General features: G+C 45.4%; 25 protein-coding genes. 16 read left to right on the top strand and 9 right to left on the bottom strand.

Features of this window, described 5'->3' with window-relative positions:
• Positions 1–2: 2 nt before the first annotated feature.
• The 3 genes from GLV81_RS09965 to GLV81_RS09955 are packed head-to-tail and all read right to left on the bottom strand — an operon-like array spanning position 3 to position 2,081.
• A complete protein-coding gene (locus GLV81_RS09965) occupies positions 3–1,127 on the bottom strand; it encodes a pyridoxal phosphate-dependent aminotransferase (RefSeq protein ID WP_157478731.1) in 1,125 nt (374 codons plus the stop codon).
• A gap of 49 nt (positions 1,128–1,176) precedes the next feature.
• Positions 1,177–1,677: a metallophosphoesterase family protein gene (locus tag GLV81_RS09960; protein ID WP_157478730.1), complete on the bottom strand. Its 501-nt coding sequence runs from the start codon at positions 1,675–1,677 to the stop codon at positions 1,177–1,179.
• On the bottom strand, positions 1,674–2,081 hold the full coding sequence (locus GLV81_RS09955; RefSeq protein ID WP_157478729.1) for an NUDIX hydrolase: 408 nt from the start codon (positions 2,079–2,081) through the stop codon (positions 1,674–1,676). The genes GLV81_RS09960 and GLV81_RS09955 overlap by 4 nt, the downstream gene beginning before the upstream one ends.
• A 230-nt stretch (positions 2,082–2,311) precedes the next feature.
• Here GLV81_RS09955 and GLV81_RS09950 point away from each other — a divergent pair, with 230 nt between their 5' ends.
• The 15 genes from GLV81_RS09950 (at position 2,312) to rplQ (ending at position 15,906) form a co-directional block, all read left to right on the top strand.
• A complete protein-coding gene (locus GLV81_RS09950; RefSeq protein WP_157478728.1) occupies positions 2,312–3,469 on the top strand; it encodes a homogentisate 1,2-dioxygenase in 1,158 nt (385 codons plus the stop codon).
• A gap of 124 nt (positions 3,470–3,593) precedes the next feature.
• Positions 3,594–4,217, top strand: a complete 624-nt coding sequence (locus tag GLV81_RS09945; RefSeq protein WP_157478727.1) for a TetR/AcrR family transcriptional regulator — start codon at positions 3,594–3,596, stop codon at positions 4,215–4,217.
• Entirely contained in the window at positions 4,214–4,876 is a 663-nt protein-coding gene (locus GLV81_RS20290; protein WP_157478726.1) for a TolC family protein, read from the top strand. Before GLV81_RS09945 ends, GLV81_RS20290 begins: the two co-directional genes overlap by 4 nt.
• Positions 4,818–5,561, top strand: coding sequence for a TolC family protein (locus GLV81_RS09935; protein ID WP_343030634.1), 744 nt, complete (start codon positions 4,818–4,820; stop codon positions 5,559–5,561). The genes GLV81_RS20290 and GLV81_RS09935 overlap by 59 nt, the downstream gene beginning before the upstream one ends.
• A 28-nt stretch (positions 5,562–5,589) precedes the next feature.
• Positions 5,590–6,681: an HlyD family secretion protein gene (locus GLV81_RS09930; protein WP_157478724.1), complete on the top strand. Its 1,092-nt coding sequence runs from the start codon at positions 5,590–5,592 to the stop codon at positions 6,679–6,681.
• A 39-nt stretch (positions 6,682–6,720) separates the two neighbouring features.
• Entirely contained in the window at positions 6,721–8,298 is a 1,578-nt protein-coding gene (locus tag GLV81_RS09925; RefSeq protein WP_157478723.1) for a DHA2 family efflux MFS transporter permease subunit, read from the top strand.
• Between the two features lie 128 nt (positions 8,299–8,426).
• Positions 8,427–11,234 carry a hypothetical protein gene (locus tag GLV81_RS09920; RefSeq protein WP_157478722.1) on the top strand — a complete coding sequence of 936 codons (2,808 nt, stop codon included), beginning with the start codon at positions 8,427–8,429 and terminating at the stop codon, positions 11,232–11,234.
• A gap of 28 nt (positions 11,235–11,262) precedes the next feature.
• Entirely contained in the window at positions 11,263–11,757 is a 495-nt protein-coding gene (locus GLV81_RS09915) for a DUF4251 domain-containing protein (protein ID WP_157478721.1), read from the top strand.
• 214 nt (positions 11,758–11,971) lie between these two features.
• Positions 11,972–12,190, top strand: coding sequence for a translation initiation factor IF-1 (gene infA / locus GLV81_RS09910; RefSeq protein WP_157478720.1), 219 nt, complete (start codon positions 11,972–11,974; stop codon positions 12,188–12,190).
• Positions 12,191–12,260: 70 nt separating this feature from the next.
• Positions 12,261–12,377 (top strand): type B 50S ribosomal protein L36, encoded by a 117-nt coding sequence (gene ykgO, locus GLV81_RS09905; protein WP_076380126.1) that lies wholly within the window; start codon positions 12,261–12,263, stop codon positions 12,375–12,377.
• 63 nt (positions 12,378–12,440) lie between these two features.
• Positions 12,441–12,821, top strand: a complete 381-nt coding sequence (rpsM, locus tag GLV81_RS09900; RefSeq protein WP_157478719.1) for a 30S ribosomal protein S13 — start codon at positions 12,441–12,443, stop codon at positions 12,819–12,821.
• Between the two features lie 208 nt (positions 12,822–13,029).
• Positions 13,030–13,386, top strand: coding sequence for a 30S ribosomal protein S11 (gene rpsK, locus GLV81_RS09895; RefSeq protein ID WP_425499998.1), 357 nt, complete (start codon positions 13,030–13,032; stop codon positions 13,384–13,386).
• Between the two features lie 175 nt (positions 13,387–13,561).
• The gene (gene rpsD / locus GLV81_RS09890; RefSeq protein WP_157478717.1) at positions 13,562–14,167 is read left to right on the top strand and encodes a 30S ribosomal protein S4; all 606 of its coding nucleotides are present in this window, start codon (positions 13,562–13,564) and stop codon (positions 14,165–14,167) included.
• A gap of 95 nt (positions 14,168–14,262) precedes the next feature.
• The gene (locus GLV81_RS09885; RefSeq protein WP_157478716.1) at positions 14,263–15,264 is read left to right on the top strand and encodes a DNA-directed RNA polymerase subunit alpha; all 1,002 of its coding nucleotides are present in this window, start codon (positions 14,263–14,265) and stop codon (positions 15,262–15,264) included.
• Positions 15,265–15,369: 105 nt separating this feature from the next.
• Positions 15,370–15,906: a 50S ribosomal protein L17 gene (gene rplQ, locus GLV81_RS09880; RefSeq protein ID WP_157478715.1), complete on the top strand. Its 537-nt coding sequence runs from the start codon at positions 15,370–15,372 to the stop codon at positions 15,904–15,906.
• A 62-nt stretch (positions 15,907–15,968) separates the two neighbouring features.
• Here the strand turns inward: rplQ and GLV81_RS09875 are convergent, their stop codons facing one another.
• The 6 genes from GLV81_RS09875 to GLV81_RS09850 all read right to left on the bottom strand — a co-directional run bounded on the left by GLV81_RS09875 (position 15,969) and on the right by GLV81_RS09850 (position 25,199).
• The gene (locus GLV81_RS09875; protein WP_157478714.1) at positions 15,969–17,744 is read right to left on the bottom strand and encodes a hypothetical protein; all 1,776 of its coding nucleotides are present in this window, start codon (positions 17,742–17,744) and stop codon (positions 15,969–15,971) included.
• 46 nt (positions 17,745–17,790) lie between these two features.
• The gene (locus tag GLV81_RS09870) at positions 17,791–19,419 is read right to left on the bottom strand and encodes a sodium/sugar symporter (protein WP_157478713.1); all 1,629 of its coding nucleotides are present in this window, start codon (positions 19,417–19,419) and stop codon (positions 17,791–17,793) included.
• A 38-nt stretch (positions 19,420–19,457) separates the two neighbouring features.
• Complete coding sequence (locus tag GLV81_RS21245) at positions 19,458–19,835, bottom strand: metallophosphoesterase (RefSeq protein ID WP_197428212.1); 378 nt, start codon at positions 19,833–19,835, stop codon at positions 19,458–19,460.
• The gene (locus GLV81_RS21240) at positions 19,832–20,437 is read right to left on the bottom strand and encodes a metallophosphoesterase (RefSeq protein WP_157478711.1); all 606 of its coding nucleotides are present in this window, start codon (positions 20,435–20,437) and stop codon (positions 19,832–19,834) included. Before GLV81_RS21240 ends, GLV81_RS21245 begins: the two co-directional genes overlap by 4 nt.
• Before the next feature lie 88 nt (positions 20,438–20,525).
• Positions 20,526–22,196, bottom strand: a complete 1,671-nt coding sequence (locus GLV81_RS09855) for a RagB/SusD family nutrient uptake outer membrane protein (protein WP_157478710.1) — start codon at positions 22,194–22,196, stop codon at positions 20,526–20,528.
• 18 nt (positions 22,197–22,214) lie between these two features.
• A complete protein-coding gene (locus GLV81_RS09850) occupies positions 22,215–25,199 on the bottom strand; it encodes a SusC/RagA family TonB-linked outer membrane protein (protein ID WP_246185918.1) in 2,985 nt (994 codons plus the stop codon).
• A 510-nt stretch (positions 25,200–25,709) separates the two neighbouring features.
• On the opposite strand from GLV81_RS09850, the gene GLV81_RS09845 reads away from it, so the two are divergent.
• On the top strand, positions 25,710–26,732 hold the full coding sequence (locus tag GLV81_RS09845; RefSeq protein WP_157478709.1) for a LacI family DNA-binding transcriptional regulator: 1,023 nt from the start codon (positions 25,710–25,712) through the stop codon (positions 26,730–26,732).
• The last annotated feature ends 12 nt before the right edge of the window (positions 26,733–26,744 follow it).

Below are 26,744 nucleotides of genomic sequence, written 5' to 3'. Positions count from 1 at the left end.
GCTTACATATTTGCTTTCAACACTTTGATGAATTGCTGCATTTCTTCCATGGTGCCAATGGAAGTGCGACGCCAGCTGCTGCCATTTTCATACGTACGTACACCCATGATATTGGCTTGTGTCATCACCTGTGCCAAGTCGCCTTTGAAAGCAGCACTGTCGTAATAAATAAAGCTGGTGTAAGAGGGAATCACTTTCAAGCCCAGTTGGTTCATTTCTTTGGTAACGTAGTTGCGCACCGCTTCATTTTTCTGGCGGGTTTGTTGCATAAATGCAAGGTCGTCCATGGCGGCTAATGCACCAGCAAGGCTTACCGCACTTGGTCCGGCATTGGCCCAAGGCTGATACGCAGCCAGTTTTTTAATGGTATCAGGATGTGCCAGCACAAAACCCACACGGGCTCCGGCCATACCATGTATTTTGCTGAATGTTTTAGCTACCACCAGATTTTTATTGTTGGCCACCATCGGCGCCAAGCTGGTGGTGCCTGCATATTCCGTATATGCTTCATCGAGTAGCAACAGGCATTTTGCCGTTACTTTTTCTGCGAAGGATTGCATCTCGCTATCGGCCACAATGGTACCAGTTGGGTTGTGTGGATTCACCACATATACCATACTGGTTTGTGCATCCATGGCTTTCAACATGGCATCGAGGTCGTGCACTTTATCCTGCGTCAGAGGTACTTTTTTAATGCTCAACCCAAACAACTCAGCAGCGCCGAACCACAACCGAAAAGTTGGATCGCCACTCACTGCATTGCTGCCTTTTTTCTCTGCCGCCAGTGCTGCCGTATTGCCCAGCAATTCGCTGCTGCCAGCACCCAACAGTACATGGTCTTTGGTAAGGTTGTATGCTTTGGCAATGCGTTCCCGCAATTGCGTGGCAAGTTCCGATGGATAGCGATTACTGTTGATGACTGCATCCATCATGGCTTTGCGGGCCATGGGGCCGGGGCCGTACGGATTTTCATTTTGACCAATGCGGATTATTTGACCGTCTGGTGCTGCTTCCCAAATATCATCGTTGAAATTGTATTGTCTTGCCAACAGACCATTGCCAATGGTAAAACCAGAAAGCAACAGTCCGCTTTTTTTGAGCCAGTTGCGGCGGTCAAATGATTGCATAGCAGTAATGGATTGATAGAATGGGTAAGATACAGCATTTACCTATTCATCAACGACCGCGTTTGCCCAGTTCTATTACTTCCAGTTGTTCAATTTTTTGTCCGTTAATCGCAAAGCGAACAATGGTGCGAACCTGATGCCAGCCATGCCTTCCGGCAGCTCCGGGGTTAATGTGCAGGCAATCGATGGATGGATCGTATTGCACTTTTAAAATGTGCGAATGCCCGCTGATGAAGAGTTGGGCGCCGCTTTGTTGCAACCAGTTTTTTACACCCGGTGCATACCTGCCGGGGTAGCCGCCAATGTGCTGCATGCAAACGGTTACCTGTTCTACTGTAAAGCAAATTCTTTCAGGAAATTGATAGCGGATAAACGCAGGATCCACATTGCCGTACACACCTTTCACGGGTTTGTATTGCTGCAAAGTTGGAATGATGTCTGGCTCACCAAAATCGCCGGCATGCCAAATTTCATCGCATTGGGCAAAATGTGTCAGCACCTGCTCATCGAGCCAGCCATGTGTATCAGAAAGTAAACCGATGCGGGTCATGGAGTCAACAGTTTGTCTTGATGTAATTGATGAAACAACACCAGCACACCCGGCACTTGCGCTGGTTCTTGGCTATACGAAGCCAATGTGAAATACCGAATGGCCCCTACTTCGGCGGAGGGCTGCCAGTTGGCGGGAGTGGAACACAGGTAACAATCTTGCTCCATTTGCAAATCGTTTTCGCCATAAGCTTTTGCTGTAATGTGCATGTAAAAATGCAACGCATCATCCGGCAGGTTCACTTGCAATTCTTCCGCTATTTCTCTTTGCAAAGCCTGCACGGCTGTTTCGCCTGCATCTACTTTGCCGCCGGGCAGGTACCAGGCCTGCTTGCTGTTGCTGTAGGCCAGCAGCAATTGGTTGTGCTGCAATACCACCAAACCTACTGTGTGTAGCTTTTGCATGCAGCGAATGTAGCAGCATTGTACATTTGATGAAACGATTGCCGGAAGCCATGCCGTATCACCGCAATTTTACCTATCACATTGATAAGCGCCGCTGGAAGTATCATTTCCTGATGGTGGCGCTGTGCGAAAACAGGCAACGCTGATTTTTTTGTACATGCATGATTGCATTTTCCTTTCATTCAACAATCTTGTTGAACAGTTGTCTATTCATTTAAATCCATTGTTGCATGCCTCATTATTATTCTCAAGGACAGGTGCCGCACAAACGGCATACGCAGTTTCGCAAGCCCGATGGCGGGTTGTACAGCGAACAGCTGTTTAGCACCGAAGGTTTTTCCAACGACTATTCGTTGTTGTATCATATTCATCCGCCTACAGTCATCATTGGCAATGATACGCCAGTAGATGTACGGCCAAAAGTGGCGGAAGAACGCATGCTGAAGCATCGTTGTTTCGAAGGCTTTAACCTGAAGCCCGTACAGGATTATTTGCAAAGCAGAGTTCCGGTACTGGTGAACAACGATTGCCACATCAGTCTGGCTGCACCCATGCAAAGCATGACGGATTCCTTCTTTAAAAACGCCGATGCCGATGAAATCATTTTCATACATGAAGGCACGGGTATCTTACATACACAATATGGCCAATTGTCATTTGCCTACGGCGATTATCTGGTGATACCACGGGGTTGTATTTATCAAATTCATTTTGATACACCCGATAACCGCTTGTTTATTGTAGAATCTTTCAGTCCGGTGGTACCGCCTAAGCGATACCTGAGTAAATACGGCCAGTTGCTGGAGCACAGCCCGTATTGCGAACGGGATATTCGTACCCCACAACTGGTACAACCCATTGATGCCAGCGGCGACTTTTTGATTCACACCAAAAAGAAGGGGATGATGTACGGCATTCATTATGGCCATCATCCTTTTGATGTAGTAGGATGGGATGGATGTTGCTATCCTTTTGCACTGAGTATTCACGATTTTGAACCCATTACCGGAAGGGTGCATCAGCCGCCACCAGTGCACCAAACTTTTGATGCCCACAACTTTGTGATTTGCTCCTTCGTGCCCCGTTTGTACGATTACCATCCACAAGCCATCCCGGCGCCATACAACCATAGCAACATTGATAGCGATGAAGTGCTGTACTATGTGGACGGCGATTTCATGAGCCGCAAAAACGTGACACGGGGCATGATTACCCTGCATCCGGCAGGCATTCCACACGGGCCGCACCCTGGCGCAGTCGAAAAATCGATCGGTAAAAAAGACACCCAGGAACTGGCGGTGATGGTGGATACTTTCCATCCATTGCAACTCACGGAGGCTGCGTTGGCATTGGAAAACGATGGCTATGTGATGAGCTGGGCAGAATAATTCCTTATAATTTTTTATTGAATGTTAAGAGCCGGTTAAGTCCGGCTTTTTTGTGGGTTATCTTTTAATTAAACGTTTGTTTGAATTTAAACAAGTGTTTAATATTGCATCGTAATTCAATCGTATGGAGCACAACGATAAGCAGGTACACATCATTGAAACGGCGGAGAAACTCTTTGCTCTGCATGGTTTTGCCGGCACGTCTATCCGTGATATTTCCCGGGAGGCAGGCATCAACATTGCCATGGTGTCGTATTATTTTGGTAGCAAGGAAAAGTTGATGGAAGCCATTTTCCACCACCGCATTACCCATGCCTGGATAGCTGCGGAGGAAATGGCCGACAACAACATACTGCAGCCATGGCAAAAAGTGGAGGAGTTGATTCACTCTTTTGTGGAAGGCATGTCGAACAAATCCTATTTCCACAGCCTCATTTTGCGCCAGCAATTGTCCAATGAAATGAGCCCGATTGCCTCACTCATGGACTCGGTGCGGGAACGCAATACGAACATCATCGGCAAAATCATTCGGGAAGGGCAGGCCAATGGCGATTTCAAACAGGACGTGGACATTCCCTTGTTGTTGTTTACCATGGTGGGTACAGCTTATCAAACCCTGCATTCGAGAGAATCGTACCGCAAAATGCACAACCTGCAGCACATGACTGATGAAGCTTTCATGGCCGAAATGAAACGCCGGTTGAAACAGCACATTTTCTTTTGTTTAAAGCAATCCTATCATAAATGAATCCCAAGACAAGCAATCACAACATCCTTTGGGTATTGTTGATGCTGCTGCCTGTGTTGTCGATAGCACAGCAAAACAGCAAGCAACTCACTTTATCCGAAGCCATTCAAATGACTCTGCAACACAACCAACTGTTGCTAATGGACAAGGCCAAAATTGATGCTGCCATTGCCAGAGTGCAGCAGGCCGAAGAAAAGAAATTGCCGGAGCTTAGTGCCAGCACCAGTTTTTTACTGCTGAACCAACCCGGCTTAGATCCGAAAATTGCAACAGGAAATGGTCAGCCGCCACCCTCAACCAATGCATCGTTGAAAGTAAATACAGCACTCATTGGCATGCTCAATGCATCGGTGCCCATTTATGCCGACGGCCAAATTCGCTATGGTATTGCTTCAGCCGAGTATTTGGTGGAAGCAGCAAGGCTCGATGCTACAGTCAATCAGCAGGCTGTTATTCAAAACAGTATTGCGGCGTACATCAATTTGTACAAGGCGGCACAAACGGTAAAACTCATTGAAGAAAGCCTTAAAGATGAGCAGCAAGCGGGTGAAGGATTTTACCAACCTGGAAAAAAACGGTTTGCTGGCCCGCAACGATTTAATGCGAGCCAGTTTGCAAGCATCGAATGTGGAGCTGGCATTGCTCGAAGCACAAAATAACCTGAAAGATGCCAGCGTAAATATGTGCCTGATGTTGGGTCTGCCAGAGCAAACTGAACTGCTGGTAGAAGCGGCTGCTTTTGAACAAACACCTACTGCAGGCATCTTGTCTGCATGGGAAGATTCGGCCATGCTGCACCGCAATGAACTGGCTGCTTATGGCCAGCGACAGCAATCCATTAAAGCCGGTATGCAAGCGGTAAAAGGCAGCCAGCTGCCATCGGTAGCCGCCACGGGTGGTTACTTTTCGGCACACTTGCAAAACATTGCTACCATCAGTCATGCACTCAATGTGGGTGTAGGTGTAAAGTACAATATCAGTAGCCTTTGGAAAACGAAAGCCAGGCTGAATGAACTGCAGGCAAATCAACAAGAGTTGCAAGCGGCTACTTCTTTGATGCAGGATAAAATTCGGTTGGAAGTAAATAAATCCTACGAGGCTGTATTGCTGATGCAAAAGAAAACAGAAGTGTACGATAAAGCCATTGAACAGGCTACTGAAAACTACCGCATTACCAACAATAAATACAACAATGGTTTGGCCACGCTGACCGATTTGCTGGATGCAGATTTGAGCTTGCTGCGGGCCCGCCTCAACAAGGTAAATGCCAAAGCAGATGCAACATTGGCCTATGCCAATTTGCTGAAAGCTGCCGGTTCTTTACAACCCGGTTTCGGAAAATAATTCTACCACAACAAATTGACCAATATTCATGGAAAACAATACAACGCCCAAACAGAAAACCAATACCAAATTTTTAGTTGGATTCATCGCCTTGCTGCTGGTTGGAGGCACCTACGGTTACATCAAATACCAGCATGCACAAAAGCATGAAGAAACGGAAGATGCACAAATTGAAGGCAACATTAGTCCTATCATTCCAAGAGTCGGCGGCTTTATTGCCGAGGTAAGAGTGAAGGATAACCAGCGGGTAAAAAAAGGTGATACACTTCTCGTTTTAGACGACCGCGATTTGCAGGTGAAACTTGCACAGGCACAGGCTGCATTGTCCATTGCTGAAAGCAATCTTACGGTTGCCAGTGCAGCTACTGAAGCATCACGTACCGGCATTACAACCGCCAGCAGAAACGAAGCCGTAGCTGACGCACAAATTGAAGCGGCGAAAGTGCGGGTGTGGAGAGCCACACAGGATTATAACCGCTATGCCAATCTGGTAAAAGATCATTCTATTACCCAGCAGCAATTTGAACAGGCTGAAGCAGAAAAATTATCTGCAGAAAAGCAATTGCAAATTTTGCAGGAGCAACGCAAAGCAGCAGGGGCACAAACCAATGTGGTGAGTTCGCAAAGCAATACCACCGGCAAGCAGGTGGCAGTGGCCAACGCCAACATTTTGCAGCGCAAAGCCGAGCTGGATGCAGCAGCACTCAACCTTTCTTACACCATCATTACAGCACCTGTTGATGGCGTGGTAAGCCGTGTAAGCCTGCAGCCAGGACAAATGGTGCAGCCCGGACAAACTTTGATGAATGTTGTGGTAAATAGTGATGTGTGGGTGGTGGCCAACTTCAAAGAAACGCAACTGGAAAAAATGAAACTGGGTCAGGAGGTAAGTGTAGCCGTGGATGCATTTCCCGGTCACCACTTCCTGGCGAAAGTGACGTCGTTTAGTCCGGCCACTGGCAGTCGTTTTGCTTTGCTGCCGCCGGATAATGCTTCGGGTAACTTTGTGAAAACAGTACAAAGGGTACCGGTGAAAATAGAATTCACAACAGCGGATGATGCTATGCTGCAACAATTGCGTCCGGGTATGAATGTAACGGCTGATGTATTGGTGAAGTAGTCTTTGGTTCATGCATCATAAACAAGCAATCTGTCAGGTATGACCAATGAAAATAGTTTGGTGGAATATGGTTTCCGCAGGGTGATTATTACGTTCACTGCCATTTTATGTGCCCTGCTCGAAATTGTAGACACCACCATTGTAAACGTAGCCCTCAACGATATGAAGGGCAACATGGGCGCCACCCTCAACGAAATCAGTTGGGTGATTACCGCTTATGCTATCGGCAACGTGATTATTGTACCCATGACCAGCTGGCTGTCGCAGCAGTTTGGCCGGCGCAATTATTTTGCCGCTTCCATCATCATCTTCACCATTTTTTCTTTTTTGTGTGGCAATAGCACCACTATTTGGGAGCTCATCATTTTCCGCTTTTTGCAGGGCGTAGGTGGTGGTGCGTTGCTGGTGACTTCTCAAACCATCATTACCGAAAGCTATCCTGTAGAAAAACGGGGTATGGCACAGGCCATTTATGGATTGGGTGTTATTGTAGGTCCCACACTTGGCCCGCCACTGGGTGGTTATATCGTTGATAATTTCAGCTGGCCGTACATTTTTTACATCAACATTCCATTAGGTGTAATTGCTACACTGTTTGCATTGCGCTATGTACGCAGTCCCAAGTATGCCGAAAAAAAATCTGGCCGGCAAATTGATTGGCTGGGTATAGGATTGTTGGCAGTCGCAGTGGGTTCTTTACAGTTTGTGCTGGAGAAAGGTCAGGAAGAAGATTGGTTCAACTCTGTTACCATTATCATCACTTCATTGATGGCTGTGTTGGGATTGTATTTCTTCATTTGGCGCCAGTTAACTTTCAGCAATCCCATTGTAGAACTACGGGTGCTTAAAAATGGCAACCTCCGTGTGGGTACTATTTTATCTTTCATTCTGGGCTTTGGCTTGTATGGCTCTACATTCATCATTCCATTGTATACACAAGCTACGCTGGGATGGAATGCCACGCAATCTGGTTTACTCATGGTGCCCGCTACTTTAGCCACGGCATTCCTGATGCCGTTCATTGGCAAGCTGTTGCAAAAAGGGGCGCCACAGCAGTACCTGGCCGCTATAGGCATGGCTTTGTTTGTGGTGTTCTGTTTATGGGGCTACAAAATCCTTACCCCCGATACCGGCGCTGATGCTTTCTTCTGGATGCTCATCATGCGTGGTGTGGCCATGGCACTGTTGTTCATTCCTATTACAACGCTTTCGCTGTCTACCCTAAAAGGGCAGCAAATTGGTCAGGGAGCCGCATTCACGGGTATGATGCGACAATTGGGTGGTTCATTCGGCATTGCTATTATTTCCACGTATATGTCTCGCCAAAACTGGCACCACCGTGCCGATTTGGTCACGCATTTAAATACCGCCGACCCCGATGTAATGCAACGGGTGCAAGGTTATCAACAGGCATTTATGGCCAAGGGCATGAGTGCCGATGTGGCCATGCAAAGTGCATACAAGGCGCTTGATTATAACGTATTGAAACAAGCGTCAGTGCTATCGTATATGGATGTATTCACGTTTGTAGGCGTATTGTTTTTGGTCTGCGTGCCATTTGTACTCATGGTAAAAGGCAATAAGAAAGCGGCGGGCCTTGCTGCCGCAGCGCATTAATTGAATGGATTTGTTTGATAGAGGTTTTGGTTAAAACGATCCGGCAATTGTCGGGTCGTTTTTTTTGCAAATGATGGTTTGCATATTGCTTCGGCCTAATTTTCATGCTGATGAAGAAGCAACGATTTATGAAGCCCTCAATACTACATTTTTGTTTTGGCCTGTTGATGTGTGCAGGCATGCAGCATGTTGCACATGCACAAACTTTTGGCGGCAACCCCGCCCGGACAAAATGGCGGCAGGTAAACAACGATGCTGTAAAAGTGATTTATCCGGCGGGCATGGATAGTGTAGCCAGCCGTGTTGCAGCAGTGTCATTGTATTTGCAGCAGCAGCAAGGCCCTGCCTCGTTGGGGCAGCAACACAAACGGTACAGCATTGTGTTGCAAAAAGATGTGAACTACAGCAATGCCTATGTAATGATGGGGCCACGAAGAAGTGAGTTTTTCATGATGCCGCCACAAAATCCGTTGGAACTAGGCAGTATGTCGTGGACCGATAACCTGGCCATACACGAATACCGGCATGTGCAGCAGTATAATAATTTCAATGTTGGATTATCCCGTTTTATGGGTGGCTTGTTTGGGCAGCAGGGGCAGGCTTTGGCCAATGGTTTATCAGTTCCTGATTGGTTTTTTGAAGGCGATGCCGTGTGGAATGAAACGGTGTACAGCGGACAGGGCAGGGGCCGCCTCCCATTGTTTCTGAATGCATATACAGCATTGAATGAAAATCGCAACGACTTTTCATTTATGCAAATGCGCAATGGATCGCTACGAAAATATTATCCCAATCATTACGACCTCGGCTATCTGCTCGTAAGCTATGGCCGGCAGCAATTCGGCGATGATGTCTGGCAAAAGATTACCCGGGATGCTGCTGCATTCAACACCTTGTTTTATCCTATGCAGGCCGCAGTAAAAAAACACACGGGAAAAACGTACCAGGCATTTGTGCAGGAAGCCATGCAAGATTTTCGCCAAAAGCAACAGGCCAATAAAATCAATCTTTCACCCATATGGATTACGAAGCTGAATAAGCAAGCGGTAACAGATTACAAGTATCCTTATCCAACAGCTGACGGTAAAACGGTTATGCTTAAAGCAGGCTATGCTGATATACCACGATTTGTAGAAATAGATGCTGAAGGCAATGAGCAAAAGATTGCGGTGAAAGACATTGGCTACGATGATTACTTCAGCTACAGCAATGGCCGCATTGTGTACAGTGCCTTGCAGGCTGATACCCGCTGGGGCAACCGCGACTACAGCATTGTTCGCTTACTGGATGTAGCCAGCGGTGAGGTTTTTGATGTGTCTGGTAAAGGCCGTTATTTCTCACCCGATATTCATCCAAACGGCGACCAAATTGTTGCCGTTGAACATGATCCAATAAAAGGCTCTCGTATACTCATCATGAATACCGAAGGCGCCATGCTGGATTCATTGCAAGTGCCTTCAAATTGGTTTTTATCGCATCCAAAGTTTTTGCCACAATCCAATGAAGTGCTGGTGGCAGTACGTGAGCCTGCTGGTAAAATGGGTTGGTTGCTGTGGCAGCCCGCCAAGCGTCAACAACAATGGTTGTTGCCCCCGGCAGAAAGATTGCTGGCATTTCCTGTGGTGCAGGGCGATACCATTTACTACACACAAAGCGAAGCCGGCAAAGATGCCCTGTATGCCATTCAGCGCAGCAATGGCATGCGTTGGCAGCTTACGGCTTTTACTACTGGGGTCTATCAAGGCTTTGCCAAAAGTGGTGGGGTAATGGCTTCGTATTTCACCGCGGATGGTTTCCGGTTGGGGCAAACACCAGTGATGCCCGCAACAGAAGGTATTGCTGAGGATGGTTTCAAGTTGCTGTACCAAAATCAACAATCAGGTACCTATACAAATTTGAGTCAGCTTTCCACCACCCAACTGGCCGGAACGAAGTATCGTAAACTGACCCATCCTTTCAACTTTCATACCTGGCAGCCGGAGATTAGTGAAGCAGAATACACGGCCAAACTCTTGGGTAATAACGTACTGAACACGGTGCTTACGGAACTATCTTATACGTACAACAACAATGAAAAAAGCCATACAGCAGGAGCTAATATCCGGTATGGTGGCTGGTTTGTGCAACCCATGATTGGTGTGAAACAAACCTTTGGCCGCGATGCTTTTTACAATGCTGATACCACTTTCCAGTACAATCAGGCAGAAGCTTATGCTGGTTTGTATTTGCCCCTCAATTTTACCAAGGGTAAAATGTACCGCAGCTTTACTGCCTCCGCTACGGTAAATACAGACAATGTTCGTTGGCAGGGGATAGGCAAAGGCCTGCTGCGGGATTTGAATTACACATTCTTCAACACCCGTGTAACGTATACATCGCAGGTGCAAAAAGCCCGCCAACAGATTTACCCTCGGTTTGCACAGGCTTTATTGGCCGATTATCGCAATATGATTGATGGACAGGAGGCCTGGCAATTGCTGCTGAGCGGTACGCTGTATTTCCCCGGTATAGGGAGCAATCATAGTCTGGTATTGTCTGGCGCCTGGCAGGCCCGTGATACCATGCGGCAATACGCCTATTCCAATGCTTTTCCGTTTTCAAGAGGCTACAACAGTGTGAATTTCCCAAGGATGTTCCGGTTGGGTGCCAATTACCATTTTCCGTTGTTTTACCCCGATTGGGGTTTTGGCAACATGCTGTATTTCCAACGCATCCGGGCCAACGTGTTTTACGATTATACCCGTGTAAAAAGTTTGCGCACCGGTGCTACACGCCCTTTTAATACGGTGGGCTCCGAAATCTACTTCGATACCCGCTGGTGGAACCAACTGCCGGTAAGTTTGGGTGTGCGGTACAGCTATCTGCTCGATCCGGAATTTTCGGGCATTACCCAGCCCCACCAATGGGAAATTGTGTTGCCGGTCAATTTATTTTAAACGAAATTGGTGCTGAAAAGATTTGACTATGAGAACCCTTTTCAATACGCTTGTGATTGTATCTATGGCTGTACTGCTGGCAGGTTGTGCTGCCCCATCTTTTAGTGACGGTATGACCAGCGTTGCCCGTCAAACTGCAGTGAAAACAGCCGTTGATGCCCGGCAGTATTCTTTTAAGGCCATGACAGCTGCCACTCAAAAGGGCAGGAATATCAATCTTACTTCTGCTTATGGTATTGTAGTAAAGCCAGACATGCTTAGTTGTGATTTGCCCTTTTTCGGCACTTCATTTGGCGGGTCTGCCTATGGTGGTGAAGGAGCCATCAGGTTTGAGTCGAAACAATTTGAATATTCTGCTGAGCCAGGCAAGAAAAACGGGTGGACCGTGACAATAGTACCGAAAGACAAACCCGAGGTGCAAAAAATCATGATGATGATAGGCGCAGAAGGATACACTACCGTTACCGTTATCAGTACAAATCGTTCGGCCATGAATTATTATGGCAATCTGGAATGGAAGTGAAATGATGCTGGCTGAAAATGGCCCGGCATGTAAGTTTTAATGTATTCAAGGGCACACATTGTGCTGTTTTTTGGCCGCGGCCAATAATTAGTCGACCAGTTTTGGAATTATTTGCGGGGATTTTCCCACATTTGCAGCCGTTTTGTAGAAAATCAATGGGAAACCTTTGCGGTTTTTTGTTGAAAACTTCTATCTTTGCGCTCCCAAAAACTATATGTCGAAGCAATCACTCATTAAACAGGACGGCGTAATTATAGAAGCTCTGTCGAATGCCATGTTCAGGGTTCGCCTTGAAAATGGTCACGAAGTTATTAGTACGATTTCTGGTAAAATGAGAATGCACTACATCCGCATTTTGCCCGGCGATAAAGTTGGCGTAGAAATGAGCCCATACGACCTCACACGTGGACGGATCATTTTCAGGTATAAATAGTAATCATTTGCGCTGCGAAGGCTGAAAACCGGGCAGCCTGAGTTTTGAAACTTTGTAAATTAAAAGAACGATGAAAGTTCGTGCATCAGTAAAAAAGCGTAGCGCAGACTGCAAAATTGTACGTCGCAAAGGAAAGCTGTACATTATCAATAAAAAGAACCCCCGCTATAAGCAGCGTCAGGGATAATAATGCAACAGTGCTGCTTTAGCAGTTCCAACATTCTAGAACAAAAACGAAAAAGAAAATAACATGGCTCGTATTGCCGGTATTGACCTCCCCAAAAACAAGCGTGGCGAAATAGGCCTTACCTATATCTATGGTATTGGTCGTAGCACTGCACAGTACATTTTGACAAAAGCTGAAATCGACTTCAGCAAAAAAGTAAGTCAGTGGAATGACGATGAGCTGAATGCCATCCGTACCATCATCAACGACGAACTGAAAGTTGAAGGTGCACTGCGTAGCGAAGTGAGCATGAACATCAAGCGTTTGATGGACATCGCTTGTTACCGTGGTCTCCGTCACCGTAAAGGTCTGCCTTTGCGTGGCCAGCGTACCCGTACCAACAGCCGTACTCGTAAGGGTAAGCGTAAGACAGTTGCCGGTAAGAAGAAGGCACCTAAGAAGTAATAATTGAGTCGTGAACAAGTGATGAACTTGTTCACGACTTTGTTATATAAATCCGGCTCATTCTGGATCCCTCAACATTGGTTGAGGAGGAGGAAAATCCGGTTCCCGGTCACCCAAAAGGCGATGTCGGGATTTATTTTTTCACAAGATTACCTCCAAACAAAATGGCAAAACAACAATTAAGCGCCAAAGCCGCCGCAAAAAGCGTGTGGTAAAAGTGGATGTAGCCGGCGACGTACACGTTAACGCTACATTCAACAACATTATCATTAGCATTACCAACAAGCAAGGCCAGGTGATTAGCTGGAGCAGTGCTGGTAAAATGGGTTTCAAGGGTAGCAAGAAAAATACTCCCTATGCCGCTCAGGTTGCCGCTGCCGATGCTGCCCGTGTAGCCCTCGACGCCGGTATGAAACGTGCTGATGTTTACGTGAAAGGTCCAGGTAGCGGCCGCGAAGGTGCTATCCGTTCTATTTCTCAAAGCGGTATTGAAGTAACTTCTATTAAGGATGTGACTCCGCTGCCACACAATGGCTGCCGTCCTCCTAAGAAGCGTCGCGTATAACCCCCAAACCCCCTAAAGGGGGCTTTGAGGTCGAAATAATTCCTGCAACTCCAATGGGAGCGAAAGGAACTGAGCCAACAAGGTTTCATTTACACAAAGGGTGCACGATTAATTTTTTACGATTTTTTACCGATCGTAGCACCGGTTTCAAAAAAAATCGAAATGAAAAAAGTTTATGGCACGTTACACAGGTCCAAAGACCAAAATCAGCCGCATTTTCGGCGAGCCCATTCTGGGCAATGGTAAGTATTTAGGCAAAAACAGCAATCCTCCCGGCCAGCACGGTGCCGCCCGTAAGCGTAAGCAATTGGGTGAGTACGCTATGCAGCTGAAGGAAAAGCAGAAAGCAAAGTACACTTACGGTGTATTGGAGCGTCAGTTCTACAAAACTTTCGTAGAGGCTGCTCGTCGTAAGGGTGTTACAGGTGAAAACCTGATCAAATTGCTGGAAGCTCGTTTGGACAACACTGTTTTCCGCCTTGGTATTGCTCCTAGTCGTCCTGCTGCACGCCAATTGGTAAGCCACAAACACGTTTGTGTAAATGGAGAAGTGGTAAACATTCCTTCATTCCAACTGAAGCCCGGTGATGTCATCACTTTGGCTCCTAAAGCCGCTCACAATACCGCTTTCACCAGCGTTATCCGTGGCAAAAACGCTAAGTTTAGCTGGCTGGATTGGAATGAAAGCGAGCAGAAAGGTACTTTCATCGCTTATCCTGAAAGGGAAAGCGTACCTGAAAACATCAGGGAGCAACTGATTGTAGAATTGTACAGCAAGTAATAAACTGTCAACCGCCGGTGATGTTCATCTGGCGGTTTGACTTGTTACATGCTTTCAGTTTTCAATCATTATTTACATACCAGTAAACAAATACTATGGCCATTTTAAGTTTCCAAAAGCCTGACAAAATCATTCTGCACAAGGCAACCGATTTTGAAGCTCAATTCGAATTCCGTCCACTCGAACCAGGTTATGGTTTGACAGTAGGTAACGCTCTGCGTCGTGTATTGCTGAGCTCTCTCGAGGGTTACGCTATCACAGGTATCCGTATTGAAGGCGCTGATCATGAGTTCGCTACTATCAAAGGCATTGCCGAAGACGTAACCGAAATCATCCTCAATCTGAAGCAGGTTCGTTTCAAAAAAACAACTGACGGCGAAATTCAGCAGGAGAAAATCATGCTGAGCCTGAAGAATAAAACGCAGTTTACTGCCGGTATGATTGGCGAAGTGTTGCAAAACTTCGAGGTGATGAACCCCGATTTGAACATTTGCACCATGGATGCCAGCGCCAAGCTGGATATCGAAATCCACATTGGTAAAGGCCGCGGTTATGTACCTTCTGAAGAGAATCGTTTGAAAGATGCTCCATTTGGTTACATCCCCGTTGATTCAATTTTTACACCCATCAAGAACGTAAAATACAGCGTAGAAAATACCCGCGTTGAGCAGCGTACCGACTACGAAAAACTGTTGATGGAAGTGGTAACCGATGGTACCATTCACCCTGAAGAAGCGGTGAAGCAAGCCAGCCGTATTCTTATTCAGCACCTGATGATCATCACCGATGAAAACATCACCTTCGATACCAAAGAAGAGAAGAAGGAAGATCCGGTAGACGAATCAACACTGCAACTGCGCAAGATTCTGAAGACTCCTTTGGAAGATCTGGATTTGAGCGTACGTGCTTTCAACTGTCTGAAAGCTGCTAAAATCAACAGCCTGAGCGAACTGGTACAATACGAGCAGGAAGACCTGATGAAGTTCCGCAACTTCGGTCAGAAGAGCCTGAGCGAAATTGAGCAGGTACTGGGCGAACGTGGTCTGTCTTTCGGTATGGACCTCGCTAAAATGGGAATTGATACCGAGGAGCTCTAAGCTTCAGGTATTGTTTCAATAATTCAATCACCGCATTACTACCGAAAGGTATTGATGCAAACAACACATTCCTTGACACGGTGTGTTGTAAAAACTTAACAAGTTATGCGTCACGGAGACAAAGTAAACAATCTGGGTCGTAAGAAAGCCCACCGCGTTGCGTTGTTGCGCAACCTCGCTACCGAATTGATCGTTCACAAACGCATCGTAACTACTTTGGCTAAGGCTAAAGCATTGCGTGGTTTTATTGAGCCATTGATTACAAAAACCAAGAAGAATGGCAGTGAAGCTGAAATCATGCACCAGCACCGTGTGGTGTTCAGTGCCCTGAACAGCAAGATTGCCGTTAAAGAACTGTTCACAGTGGTTGCTCCCAAAATTGCGAGCCGCCCCGGTGGTTACACCCGCATCATTAAGCTGGGCACTCGTCCTGGTGATGCTGCTGAAACTGCACTGATTGAACTGGTTGACTTCAACGAGGTTTACGGTAAGACAGTTGCAAAAGCTGCTGAACCTGCTAAGCGTACACGCCGTGCCGGTGGTAGCAAAAAGAAGGCTGAAGAAACTGCTGCTGTTGCAGAAACTGCACCAGAAGTAAAAGCTGAAGAAGCTACTTCGCCCGAAGAAAAAGCCGCTGAATAATTCCAGCATACGTTTTTCGCCTAAGCCCCGGACATTGTTCCGGGGCTTAGTGTTTTATGCCCTTAACTGATGTGTAATGTATGATTGAAGGGAGTGAGGCCAGTGATGAATAAACGCTGTCCTTCCGTACGTAAACTGCCAAAATGCGTACTGTAGCGTTCGCCTTCGAGGTTGTTGATGTTGCGATGCGCAAGCATACCGGGGCCAATGCGAATGATGTCGGAACCATTCGTAAATGTAGCTTCTGCTTGCTCTAAGAAATGGTTGTTGTTGCCTGCTGCTTGTGTGCCGCTTAGTACTCCGTCATTGCCAAAGCAACATTCAATAGTTACTGGAACATTGGCTAATCCTTGTATGGAAAAATGTAAGCTCACCATGCCATTTACTTCGGTCATGGTAACGATCGTTTCCATTGTTTTTACATTACTCACTTTGCGGTTAGCAAAATCCATTTTATTCCAAAAACGGTCGTCAATACTGGGTGAAAGGGTGTAATCGCCGTTCTTCTTTCTTTTCGAAACGGCCATGGGTTGATAGTAAGGGATGTCTAATTTTTTACGTAACCGGTAGGCATTGCCAACCTTTTCTAATCCATCGCTGTAGAAATAACCCATGGAAAAGAAAGTGGAAGACAGACGCATGTATTGCATAACGGCCTTGCCTTTACGATAGCTGAAAAAATTGGGAGTGTGCGAACGACCAGAGGCTACAATCAACGGCCAATCGACACCGCCAAATAATGTAGTACTGGTACTGCCTCGCCGTATATGCAGCAATGCACTTGTTGGAAAAAGCTTTTCATAATTGGTATTGAGCTTTGCCGGTGCCGGAAGTGATTGACGCAGCAATGATGTCTCCATAAAGAATGGCAAGCCTTTATTTAAAACATCTTGTTTGAAATTGGGCATTTGCTCCATGAACTGAACTACGGCTGCAAAAAAAGGATCACGGTCGAGAATGGCGAGATACCGGTAATGATAGTAATACAACAAAATGTCGCGGTATAAAAACCGATCTTGTCTTCTGGAGTCGTTGGTAATCATTTGCCCGCTCGGCTCCATGTAGTAATACATCATGCGGAGGTTTTTGCGCACCGGTTGGAGCAACGCAGGTTTATTGAGCAAGCGGGCAATTCCTATGTAAGCCGTATTTTCTACTGCTGAGTAAATGATGCTGCGTTCTGCATAATGGCCGTCAGCATCAATAAAGATGCCCTCCGACAGCCATTCTTCTATGCGTTGTACATATTGAGGATTGGGATAGAGATGATGCAATTGTGCCAACGCAACACTTACCACCCAACGATGATTGGCGGTGTGCACACCACCTACAGCCAATGCATGACCGTTTTTTTGCATAAAGGGTTTGATGGCTTCGCATACTCCTAATGCATCGGCACTACCATCGTGTTTCAATATTTCGATACCGGGGCAAAGCAACTCTATGAGGAATGATGTATCAGGAGGAGATTCTAGGTTGCCAATGTTTACGGTACCATCAGCCGTTTGAAAACGTATCATCACTTGCACCAATTGATGCAAATAATCAATGAGTGCATGCTGGTGAAAGTACTTGGATTGCGGATGTGCGTATCCGGCAGCAATCATCGAAAAATCATTGCCAATGCGACGGCTGAATTGCTGCTTGCCAGCTTGTATAATGGGTAATATTTGGTCCAGTTGTTCATCGTTTGCTTTTACCAATTGCAAGAGTAATGCTTCATCTTCAGTGGTTGTTTCCCATGCTGATACATCAGAACCGAGTGATTGAGATACTATGGGCAACAATGCAGTAAACGCACCCATTCGAAGAAATGATTGGCGGGATATTTTTTCCATAACCTTAGATGTTTTTGCTAGCTATTGCAACTAATAAAAAATTGGCCTACCAAAAAATGGTATACAATGCAGTAAGAATGGCACAAATTAAAATGGAGGCAATAATGAAGGCCGGACTTACTTTGAACAGCGACTTATCAAGTACAATGTTGTGTGCATCCCCGGCAGGCTTGGGTTTCAGCAGGCTCATGGCAATCATCACAACAGTTACTACTACAAAAGTGATGGTCATTCTGTCGAGAAATGGATAATCAGGAAATGCGCCATTTGTCCAGCCGGGTAAAAACTTGAGAATTGCAGATAATGGAATGGTAATGACGGCACCTGCCAATGCAGCGGCATTGGTGGTTTTCTTCCAAAACATACCCAACAGAAAAATGGCCAATACACCGGGTGAAAAGAACCCAACATATTCCTGAATAAACTGGTATGCCTGGTCGAGTGATTTAAGTGCTGGCGCAATTACCGCTGCAATGACCATAGATATAATAACGGCCCAACGTCCTACTTGTACAATCTGCTTTTCTGTTGCCTCAGGACGTATGAATTTTTTGTGTATGTCCAGTGAATAGATAGTAGAGATACTGTTGGCTTTGCCGGCAAGCGATGCCACAATAGCAGCAGTAAGTGCTGCAAAAGCAACACCTTTCAAACCGGCAGGCAGCAGGTTCATCAATGTAGGATAGGCATGATCCGGCTTCACAATTCCATCGGTCATCATTTCTTGCTGAAACATGCCGTTTTTGTGCAATACAAACATGATAATGCCGGGCAATACTGCAATTACAGGAATCAACAACTTCAAGAACGCTGCAAACAGAATGCCATTGCGGGCTGTCTTCAAATCGGCGCCTAAAGCTCTTTGAACAATGTATTGATTGCAGCCCCAATAGGCAAGGTTATTGATGAGCATGCCGCCAATCAGTACCGACAACCCTGGTAACTCTTTGTAATGCGGATTCGATTCATCCAGTATCATGTGAAAATGCTCGGGAGCCTCTTTGCGCAAAACGCCCAGTGCTTCCAGAATGTTTCCCTGATAACCAAATTTATCAGCCAGCAACGTTAATGCAAGATACGTGGTTACAAGTCCACCAATGAGCAACACCAAAACCTGTATAACATCTGTATAGCCAATCACCTTCATGCCACCAAGTGTAACCAAAATGGAAAAGACACTCAGGCCTGCAATACACCATTCGAAACTGATGCTGGAAATAGAGGAGATGGCTAAAGCGCCGAGGTAAATAATAGAAGTAAGGTTGACGAAAACATAAACCAGCAACCAAAAAACGGCCATGATGGTACTCACACTATTGCTGTATCGTTGTGCCAAGAATTGTGGCATGGTGTAAATGCGGTTGCGCAAATACATGGGTATAATCCAAACAGCAACGATGATAAGAACTGCTGCAGACATCCATTCGTAAGTAGAGATGGCAAGCCCAATGGCAAAGCCAGAACCAGACATGCCAATGAAATGCTCTGCAGAAATATTGGAGGCAATCAAAGAAGCACCAATAGCCCACCAGGTAAGTGCACCTTCGGCCAAGAAGAAATCTTTCGCACTACTACCGGTTGTTTTTTTACTGCGGTATACATAATACCCATAACCGGCAATGAGCAGAAAATACACAAAGAATACAATGTAATCGGCTGTTTGTAAAGTATGCATAATGTATTACCGGTGCTGATGATAAAATAAGCTATTGATTATTTGGCAATGTTGCTGCTGTAAATGATTTGGCCATTATAGTCAATGGTTTGTACTAACATATGATTGGCCGTTACAGAAAACAACATAAATCCATAGGTAGATGCAACCATTCTGGCATCAGGTATCAGCTTTACAGCTGTTCTTTCAGATGCTGCTCCCGAGATAAAATGATGAGTAACGCCTGCTGGTTTAATGTGTTGCAGGCTATGTTCATGCCCGTTGATGTATGCATCTACTTTGTATTTGTCCAACAGTGGCTTTAATGAGTTTCTGATGGCTTTGGTATCATAGCCTTCGGTTCTGCTGCCGCCAGTGTACATAGGATGATGGCCAACAACAAGCTTCCATTTTATATTGGGCGATGCATCGCTCAATACATTTTCCAGCCATTTTTTTGTTCAGTGCTGTCTTGATTGGTTACTGCTGCTCCATACTGCGGACTGCCATAAAACTGCGGTATCAAAGGGTTTGTGTCGATGAAGGCAATCAACACTTGTTGTGTAGTATCGCCATTGATGGCAAACTTTTTACTGTAATACCTGGCGGGCATTTTCCATCGGCGGCTAATGCTGCTGTACTTTACTTGTGCATCAGGATTCGTCATGTAATCGTGGTTGCCCAGAATCAAATACCAATCCCATTGTAGAGAGAAATCAGTATAAATATTTTCAAATGAATAATGAAACAGTGGGTCATGTTCACTCATCACACCACTTGGGTAAAAGTTGTCTCCCGTTGCAATGATGAATTGCGTTTTCATATCACTGGCAGTTTTGCCCATTTGCGCAGCAACTTCTCTTTGATGGTCTGCACCATTACGACCCCAATCGCCCATGACCAAAAAATGCAGGGCTTTGGGCAATACTTGTGGCGTGTTGCTCTTAGGTATATCAGCACTATCACGAATGAATATTTGTGCATCAGCATGATGCCAAATGGCAAAAAGCAGCAGAAGAGAAACGACTGTTTTTTTCATAGGACAACAATTCGGCAATTGGTGTTAAAAGAAACCGGGGCAATAATACCCCGGTTCTTCTAACTGCTTGCTTGCTTATGAAAAGAAATTAGTAACCAGGATTTTGTACCAGCTTAGGGTTGGTATTCATAGCCATGGTAGGTATTGGGAAAATGCGGCGATACGTGTCGGCATTAGTTTTGAAACCATAAGAAGTTTCATACTTGCCAAAGCGGATCATGTCATTTCTGCGCCAGCATTCCCAAGTAAATTCACGGGCACGTTCAGCATATAAATCATCTAAAGTAACGGCTGTCCATGCTGCAGAAGTAGTTCTGTTGCTGCGTACACTGTTTACCAAAGATAGCGCCGTTTGGCCATTGGTGGCCGTGCCGCCTCTCAAAATAGCTTCAGCCTTCATAAGCAATATGTCGGCATAACGGAAGAGTGGGGCATCGTTGCTTTGGTTACGGCTCGATGAATTAGCGTCGGGATAAAACTTGATGTTGCGGATGCCCATGTTCCATGCCACTTCATCATTACCCAAATCGATAGAAGCAGGATTGAGTCTTGCTGCAATTACTGAGTCGATAGACAGATGGTAAATATATTCAGCATTGCCATCAGCACCTGTATAGAATTGATCATAACCCTTCTTTGTCGTTCTTACCATTATAGGGCTACCATCGCTCCAATACTGAAGACCAACCAACCACTGGTTGTTGCGGATGTCATTGGGGTCGGCTTTGAAATAACTGTTGTAGAAACTTGACAGTGTTGCACGTGGTCCGCTCGGACGAGAGTTAATCAAACCATTACCAGAAGTCTGGTTCATGATGATTTGATTGAACGAGTAATTGCCAGGTGTGCTACCAGAATAACGATACTTAATACCCAGGTTACGGTTCAAATCATAACGACCATGGAAGAGGTAACCATTACTGGTTGAGGGGTCGTAGGGAATAGCAAAGATGAATTCTTTGTTGGCAGGACCGTTGGTAGGATAGAACTGCGTCAGGTAGGAACCTCTTGATTCTAAGGCAAAGTTGCCTGAGGCAATGACAGCATCACATGCAGCAATCGCTTCATTGTATTTGGGGCTACCAGCATATACTTCAGCATTCAGGTACAGTTTTGCCAGCAGTGCATTGGCCATCCAGCGGGTTACTTTACCATAGGTGCTGCTTCCGGTTGCTGTTTTTAAATAAGGAATTGCAGACTTCAATTCAGATTCTACAAAGCTGAAAACCTGTGCCCGTGCAGCTTTTGCCTGAACGCCGGGGCTTGGATATACCGTATCCAAAGGCACGTTGCCAAACATGTCAAGCAATTCCCAGTAAGCAAATGCTCTCAATGTTTTCAATTCTGCAATCGCCGTGTTTTTTGAATCGCCATCGGGAGCATTGCGGAAAATGTACATGGTTTGGTTACACAAGCCTACAATAGAATAGGCATCGTTCCACACGGTAGTAATCCAGCCATGATCTTTGTTCCAATCGTGGCGATGCAGTTGAATGTAACCCTGACCATCAAACCAGTTGCCACCATATACGGGCAAAATTGATTCATCGGAACTGAGTTCTTGTGCAAACCAATAACCAAGTGAATAGTGCCCACGCAAACTGGTGTAGATGGTTCCCATTACCGATTGAAATTCGGCATCTGTTTTTGGGAACACCTCTTCTGTGTACAACGAGTTTGGCGTCACTTCAATTTTGTGGCAGGAGCCCATTACAAGACCCGCAAGTGCCACTATTAAAAGATGTTTCATTTTATTCATAAAAAGATTTTTTAAACATTAAAAACCAACTGATACACCCAAAAGAATGGTACGGGTTTTAGGATAGAAACTGTTGTAATCAACACCCAGTGATGCACCACCCTGATTGATTTCGGGGTCAATGCCTTTGTAGTTTGTAATCACAAACAGGTTGTTCACTGTAGCATAGAAACGCAGGTTTGAAATATGTTCGTTTTTGATGTTGACGCGATAGCCCAATGTAGCGTTGTCGAAACGGATGTAAGAACCATCTTCTACATAGCGGGAAGAGAAGTTGTTGTTTCTGGCATCAGTCTTTTTATCATCAGCAGCATAAGGGCTGATGTTTGTTTGACCGGCAGTAACTACGTAAGACAAATCTGCACGGGTGGCATTGAAAATCTTGTTGCCAGATACGCCTCTGATGAAGAAATTCAGATCGAGGTTTTTGTAACGGAAAGTGTTGCTCCAACCAAACATCAAGGTAGGATGAGGGCTGCCAAGATAGTGGTAATCAGAAATGTTGGATGGGTTGGTGGTCAAAGTTTTATCACGCTTCAAAAACTGGGAGTTGCCGTTGGCATCTTTGCCCATGTACTGGAAAGAATAGAACTGACCGAGAGGTCCACCTACAGCCAACAATTGCAAGCGGCTGCCAGTAGTACCGGGGCCATCAATTTGCGTATAGTAAGTAGAGTCAGCATTTACACCATATTGCTCAGGTCCTTTCAAATCCATAATACGGTTTTGGTTGCTGGCCAGGTTCAGTGTGGTATTCCAGCTGAAATCACGTCTTGTAATCGCATTGATATTCACCATGAATTCAATACCACGGTTGCGGATTTCACCAACGTTCAACCACAAGAAACCACTGGGGTCAATAGACTGTGCAACGCTGTAAGGAAATACCATGTTGGTAGTTGTCTTTTCATACAAATCCACCGAACCGGAAATTTTGCCTTTCAGAATGCCGAAGTCGATACCGATGTTTTTGGTGGCGGTAACTTCCCACTGCAAATCTGGGTTAGAACCCTGTGTAGAACGGAATGATGCTGCAAATACACCGTTGCTATAGTATGTACCAGATTTGTTGTACAGGCGCTGCGCATTGTAAGCGCCGAGGCCGAATGCATTACCTGTTTCACCATAGCTCACCCGCAACTTCAGGTCATTGAAAATGTTGAGGTTTTTGATGAAGCTTTCTTCAGACAAACGATAGGCCACACTGGCAGCAGGGAAATAACCCCACTCTTTGTTTTTACCAAATACAGAGCTACCATCTCTTCTTACAGATGCCTGTACCAAAATCTTTTCATTGAAGTCGTAGTTCAAACGGAAGAAGTCTGAAATGAAGTTGGTTTCTTCATACACGGAACCACCATAATCAACGGCAAATCCGTTTACAGTTTGGTAGTTGCCCAATCCCAGGTTATTGTATCCTGTGTAATCGTTTACAAAATTGGTTTGGCTGGTTTGCAAGCCTTCGTTGTTGGTGTTTTTCTGCCAGCTGTAACCCAACACGGCTTTCAATTTATGCAAACCAAATTTCTTGTCCCAAGTGAGGTAAGATTCCAGAGTTTTAGAACTGCTCTGATAGTAACCTCTGTAGGCCAAACCATTAGCAAAGAAGTTGCGCAGGCTGCGGCCGCCACCCGGGTCGCCATTGGTGTAAAAGCTACCTGTGCTGTAGTTTTGAGAATAGTAGCTGTTGTAATATTCGCCATGCAGCCAGGTACCACGCTGGTATGCCAGGTTGTTGTTGAACGTAAGGTTGAAAGGCAGTTTGGCTTCAATGGTGAAGTTGCCTTGCAATGAACCGTACTTGGTATCATCCACCGCATTTTTGATAATAGATACCGGGTTGAAATAGCTGGGGTTGTTGAAGTTTTCGAAGAAAGTGCCATTGTCGTTGTATACAGGCGACATGGGGTTGTACTTCACTGCCTGCTGAAATACCATGTTTTGCAGCGGCACATTTGATGCCTTGCTGTTGCTGCTCATCATGTTCAAACCAAAAATGAGTTTGTCATTCAGCGCATGGTGTTCTACACTCAATCGGCCAACCACTCTCTCCAGATCACTTTGTAAAATGATACCATCTTTTTTCAGGTAGTTGAGGCTGGCACTATACATGCTTTTGTCTGTACCACCGCTGAAAGAAATGTTGTGGTTGTGTGATACAGCAGAACTTTTCTGAATGGCTTTCATCCAGTCTGTATTTGCACCTTTATCATCATTAGCGTTTGGTGTATAGTTGTTTTTTTGTGAGTAAGCTCTCAGTTGTGCTGCATCCATCAGGTCGAGGCTGCTGCTTACATTTTCAAAACCAACATAGCCATTGTATGCGGCTTGCGTTTTGCCTTTCTTACCTTTTTTGGTGGTCACCATAATTACACCATTCGATGCACGGTTACCATAAATTGCCGTAGCAGAGGCATCTTTCAAAATGTCCATCGAAGCAATGTCATCTGGAGCAACTGCATTGATATCAGCACCGGGTATACCATCAATTACATAAAACGGACCACCAGGACTGTTTACTGTAGAGTGACCACGCAGAATAACGGCAGCAGGACGGTTAGGATCACCACTGGCTGTAATGTTGAGGCCGGGCACTTTACCTTGGAGCAACTGACCAACGTCGCCAATGGCACCGCGGTTCAAGTCTTCAGGTTTAATAGAAGTGATGGCACTGGAAACGGTTCTCTTAGTTGAACGGCCATAACCCACCACTACCACATCTGTGTTTTCATTGGTAATCGGCTTCAGCGATACATTGAAGTTTGCTGAAGCACCTACGGTAATTTCCTGTGTCAGAAAGCCCACATAGCTTATCACCAATACATCACCGTTAGCAGCTTTTACCGTGTACATACCTGCGTTGTTGGTAGCTGTGCCGGTTGATTTTCCTTTTACTAAAACTGACACACCCTGCAGTGGTCCGCCGTTGTTGTCGGTAACGGTACCTTTAATTTCCCGGGTGGCATCCTGTGCTAATACGAACAGGGGGCCGAGCAGTAGCATGGTGAATAGCATTGCTATCCTGCTGGTTAGCCACGAAGTAATCGACATGCGCATAATCAGAAATTTTGATTGGTTTTAATTAAGGGGAATATTGTCAGTTGTTGATGGCAATACAGATACCCAATGGCAAACTTTGTTGCACACAATGCTATTGGTTCAACCTGTGTTGAGCGTTTTTTAAACTTGGTAAATCGGCAGCTTGTATATCGTTGTTTTGGTAATTGATGATATTGTTTGGCTTCAATATCATCGGCTATTCCTGTCAATCATTGCTTGTGGAAGGATGGCACTTTCTCGTTGTTCTACTCTCTGTATCGTGGGAATTGTTTGATGGCAGCAAACGTATTCTTACCCACAAGCAATCATTAATTCTGCATCTAAAATCAGCCCTTTTTTTTAGAGTAAAACCAATTGAATCCCTTTTATTTACTTAACCGTTTTCGTAAACAGGATGCCTGTTTCACAGAATCCCGTTACATTTCAACCTGAATACTTTTTTCAGCAGCTTTCATGAGAAAAACGAACATCAAAGAACTGGCGAAAATTCTCAACTTTTCCGTTGCAACGGTGTCTAAAGCGCTGCGGGATAGCCATGAAATAAGTGAACAGACAAAGAAGAAGGTTTTAGAAGCAGCAAAAGAGTTCAACTACACGCCAAACCCTTATGCCAGTAGCCTTCGGCGTAAGCGCAGCAAAACCATCGCCGTCATTTTGCCTGAGGTAGCCGACAACTTTTTTTCACTTGCCATTAACGGAATACAATCGATTGCGGAAAAAAAAGGATACCACGTTCTTATCTATTTGTCGCATGAAAATTTTGTGATTGAACAATCGTTTGTAGAAGATTGCAGAAGCGGCAGGGTAGATGGTTTGTTGATTTCAGTAACCAGTGAAACTCAAAACGGAGCACACATTCAAAAACTGCTCGATGAAAAGTTGCCGGTTGTTTTTTTCGATCGGGAATTGGAATCGATAGCTGCGCCTAAAGTAATTACCAACGATTATGAATGTGGCTTTAATAGTGCCCGCTTGTTGCTCGAGAGAGGTTGCCAGAACATTCGCTTCTTTTCTGTGTCGTCAGATCTGGCTATTTGCTCCAAAAGGGCCGAAGGTTTTTTGGCAGCATTGGCCGAAGCCGGATTGCCCAACGAGAATGCCATTTGTTATTTCAGTGCCAACGATACGCATACCCATGAACACATAAAAGAAGTGATAGCCAACCGCGGTACGGTTGATGGTATTGTAGCTTCGGTAGAAAGGCTGGCGATACAAACCTACCTGGCTTGTCATGAGTTGGGAGTGCAGATACCAGATGAACTGAAGGTAGTTGCGTTTTCAACGGTGGAAACAGCGCCAATTTTAAATCCATCATTGACCACTATAACGCAGCCTGCATTTGAGATTGGTAAAAATGCTGCGGATATTCTGTTTACGTTGATGGAAGGGAAAGATTATGGCTACACCAAAAAACCGGTCATTATTCCATCTGTGTTGGTAGAAAGAAAATCTACACAAAACAAAACAGGTGCCTGATATCAGACACCT

The organism is Phnomibacter ginsenosidimutans (genome assembly GCF_009740285.1).
In the GTDB taxonomy this organism is placed as follows: Bacteria; Bacteroidota; Bacteroidia; order Chitinophagales; family Chitinophagaceae; genus Phnomibacter; species Phnomibacter ginsenosidimutans.
This window is presented reverse-complemented; position numbering and strand designations above follow the sequence as displayed.

Bases quoted from the DNA above. Each gene is read 5' to 3' on its own strand.
- GLV81_RS09965 (WP_157478731.1), bottom strand. From the start codon at position 1,127: ATGCAATCATTTGACCGCCGCAACTGGCTCAAAAAAAGCGGACTGTTG.
- GLV81_RS09960 (WP_157478730.1), bottom strand. From the start codon at position 1,677: ATGACCCGCATCGGTTTACTTTCTGATACACATGGCTGGCTCGATGAG.
- GLV81_RS09955 (WP_157478729.1), bottom strand. From the start codon at position 2,081: ATGCAAAAGCTACACACAGTAGGTTTGGTGGTATTGCAGCACAACCAA.
- GLV81_RS09950 (WP_157478728.1), top strand. From the start codon at position 2,312: ATGCCTCATTATTATTCTCAAGGACAGGTGCCGCACAAACGGCATACG.
- GLV81_RS09945 (WP_157478727.1), top strand. From the start codon at position 3,594: ATGGAGCACAACGATAAGCAGGTACACATCATTGAAACGGCGGAGAAA.
- GLV81_RS20290 (WP_157478726.1), top strand. From the start codon at position 4,214: ATGAATCCCAAGACAAGCAATCACAACATCCTTTGGGTATTGTTGATG.
- GLV81_RS09935 (WP_343030634.1), top strand. From the start codon at position 4,818: ATGCGAGCCAGTTTGCAAGCATCGAATGTGGAGCTGGCATTGCTCGAA.
- GLV81_RS09930 (WP_157478724.1), top strand. From the start codon at position 5,590: ATGGAAAACAATACAACGCCCAAACAGAAAACCAATACCAAATTTTTA.
- GLV81_RS09925 (WP_157478723.1), top strand. From the start codon at position 6,721: ATGACCAATGAAAATAGTTTGGTGGAATATGGTTTCCGCAGGGTGATT.
- GLV81_RS09920 (WP_157478722.1), top strand. From the start codon at position 8,427: ATGAAGCCCTCAATACTACATTTTTGTTTTGGCCTGTTGATGTGTGCA.
- GLV81_RS09915 (WP_157478721.1), top strand. From the start codon at position 11,263: ATGAGAACCCTTTTCAATACGCTTGTGATTGTATCTATGGCTGTACTG.
- infA (WP_157478720.1), top strand. From the start codon at position 11,972: ATGTCGAAGCAATCACTCATTAAACAGGACGGCGTAATTATAGAAGCT.
- ykgO (WP_076380126.1), top strand. From the start codon at position 12,261: ATGAAAGTTCGTGCATCAGTAAAAAAGCGTAGCGCAGACTGCAAAATT.
- rpsM (WP_157478719.1), top strand. From the start codon at position 12,441: ATGGCTCGTATTGCCGGTATTGACCTCCCCAAAAACAAGCGTGGCGAA.
- rpsD (WP_157478717.1), top strand. From the start codon at position 13,562: ATGGCACGTTACACAGGTCCAAAGACCAAAATCAGCCGCATTTTCGGC.
- GLV81_RS09885 (WP_157478716.1), top strand. From the start codon at position 14,263: ATGGCCATTTTAAGTTTCCAAAAGCCTGACAAAATCATTCTGCACAAG.
- rplQ (WP_157478715.1), top strand. From the start codon at position 15,370: ATGCGTCACGGAGACAAAGTAAACAATCTGGGTCGTAAGAAAGCCCAC.
- GLV81_RS09875 (WP_157478714.1), bottom strand. From the start codon at position 17,744: ATGGAAAAAATATCCCGCCAATCATTTCTTCGAATGGGTGCGTTTACT.
- GLV81_RS09870 (WP_157478713.1), bottom strand. From the start codon at position 19,419: ATGCATACTTTACAAACAGCCGATTACATTGTATTCTTTGTGTATTTT.
- GLV81_RS21240 (WP_157478711.1), bottom strand. From the start codon at position 20,437: ATGAAAAAAACAGTCGTTTCTCTTCTGCTGCTTTTTGCCATTTGGCAT.
- GLV81_RS09855 (WP_157478710.1), bottom strand. From the start codon at position 22,196: ATGAATAAAATGAAACATCTTTTAATAGTGGCACTTGCGGGTCTTGTA.
- GLV81_RS09850 (WP_246185918.1), bottom strand. From the start codon at position 25,199: ATGCTACTGCTCGGCCCCCTGTTCGTATTAGCACAGGATGCCACCCGG.
- GLV81_RS09845 (WP_157478709.1), top strand. From the start codon at position 25,710: ATGAGAAAAACGAACATCAAAGAACTGGCGAAAATTCTCAACTTTTCC.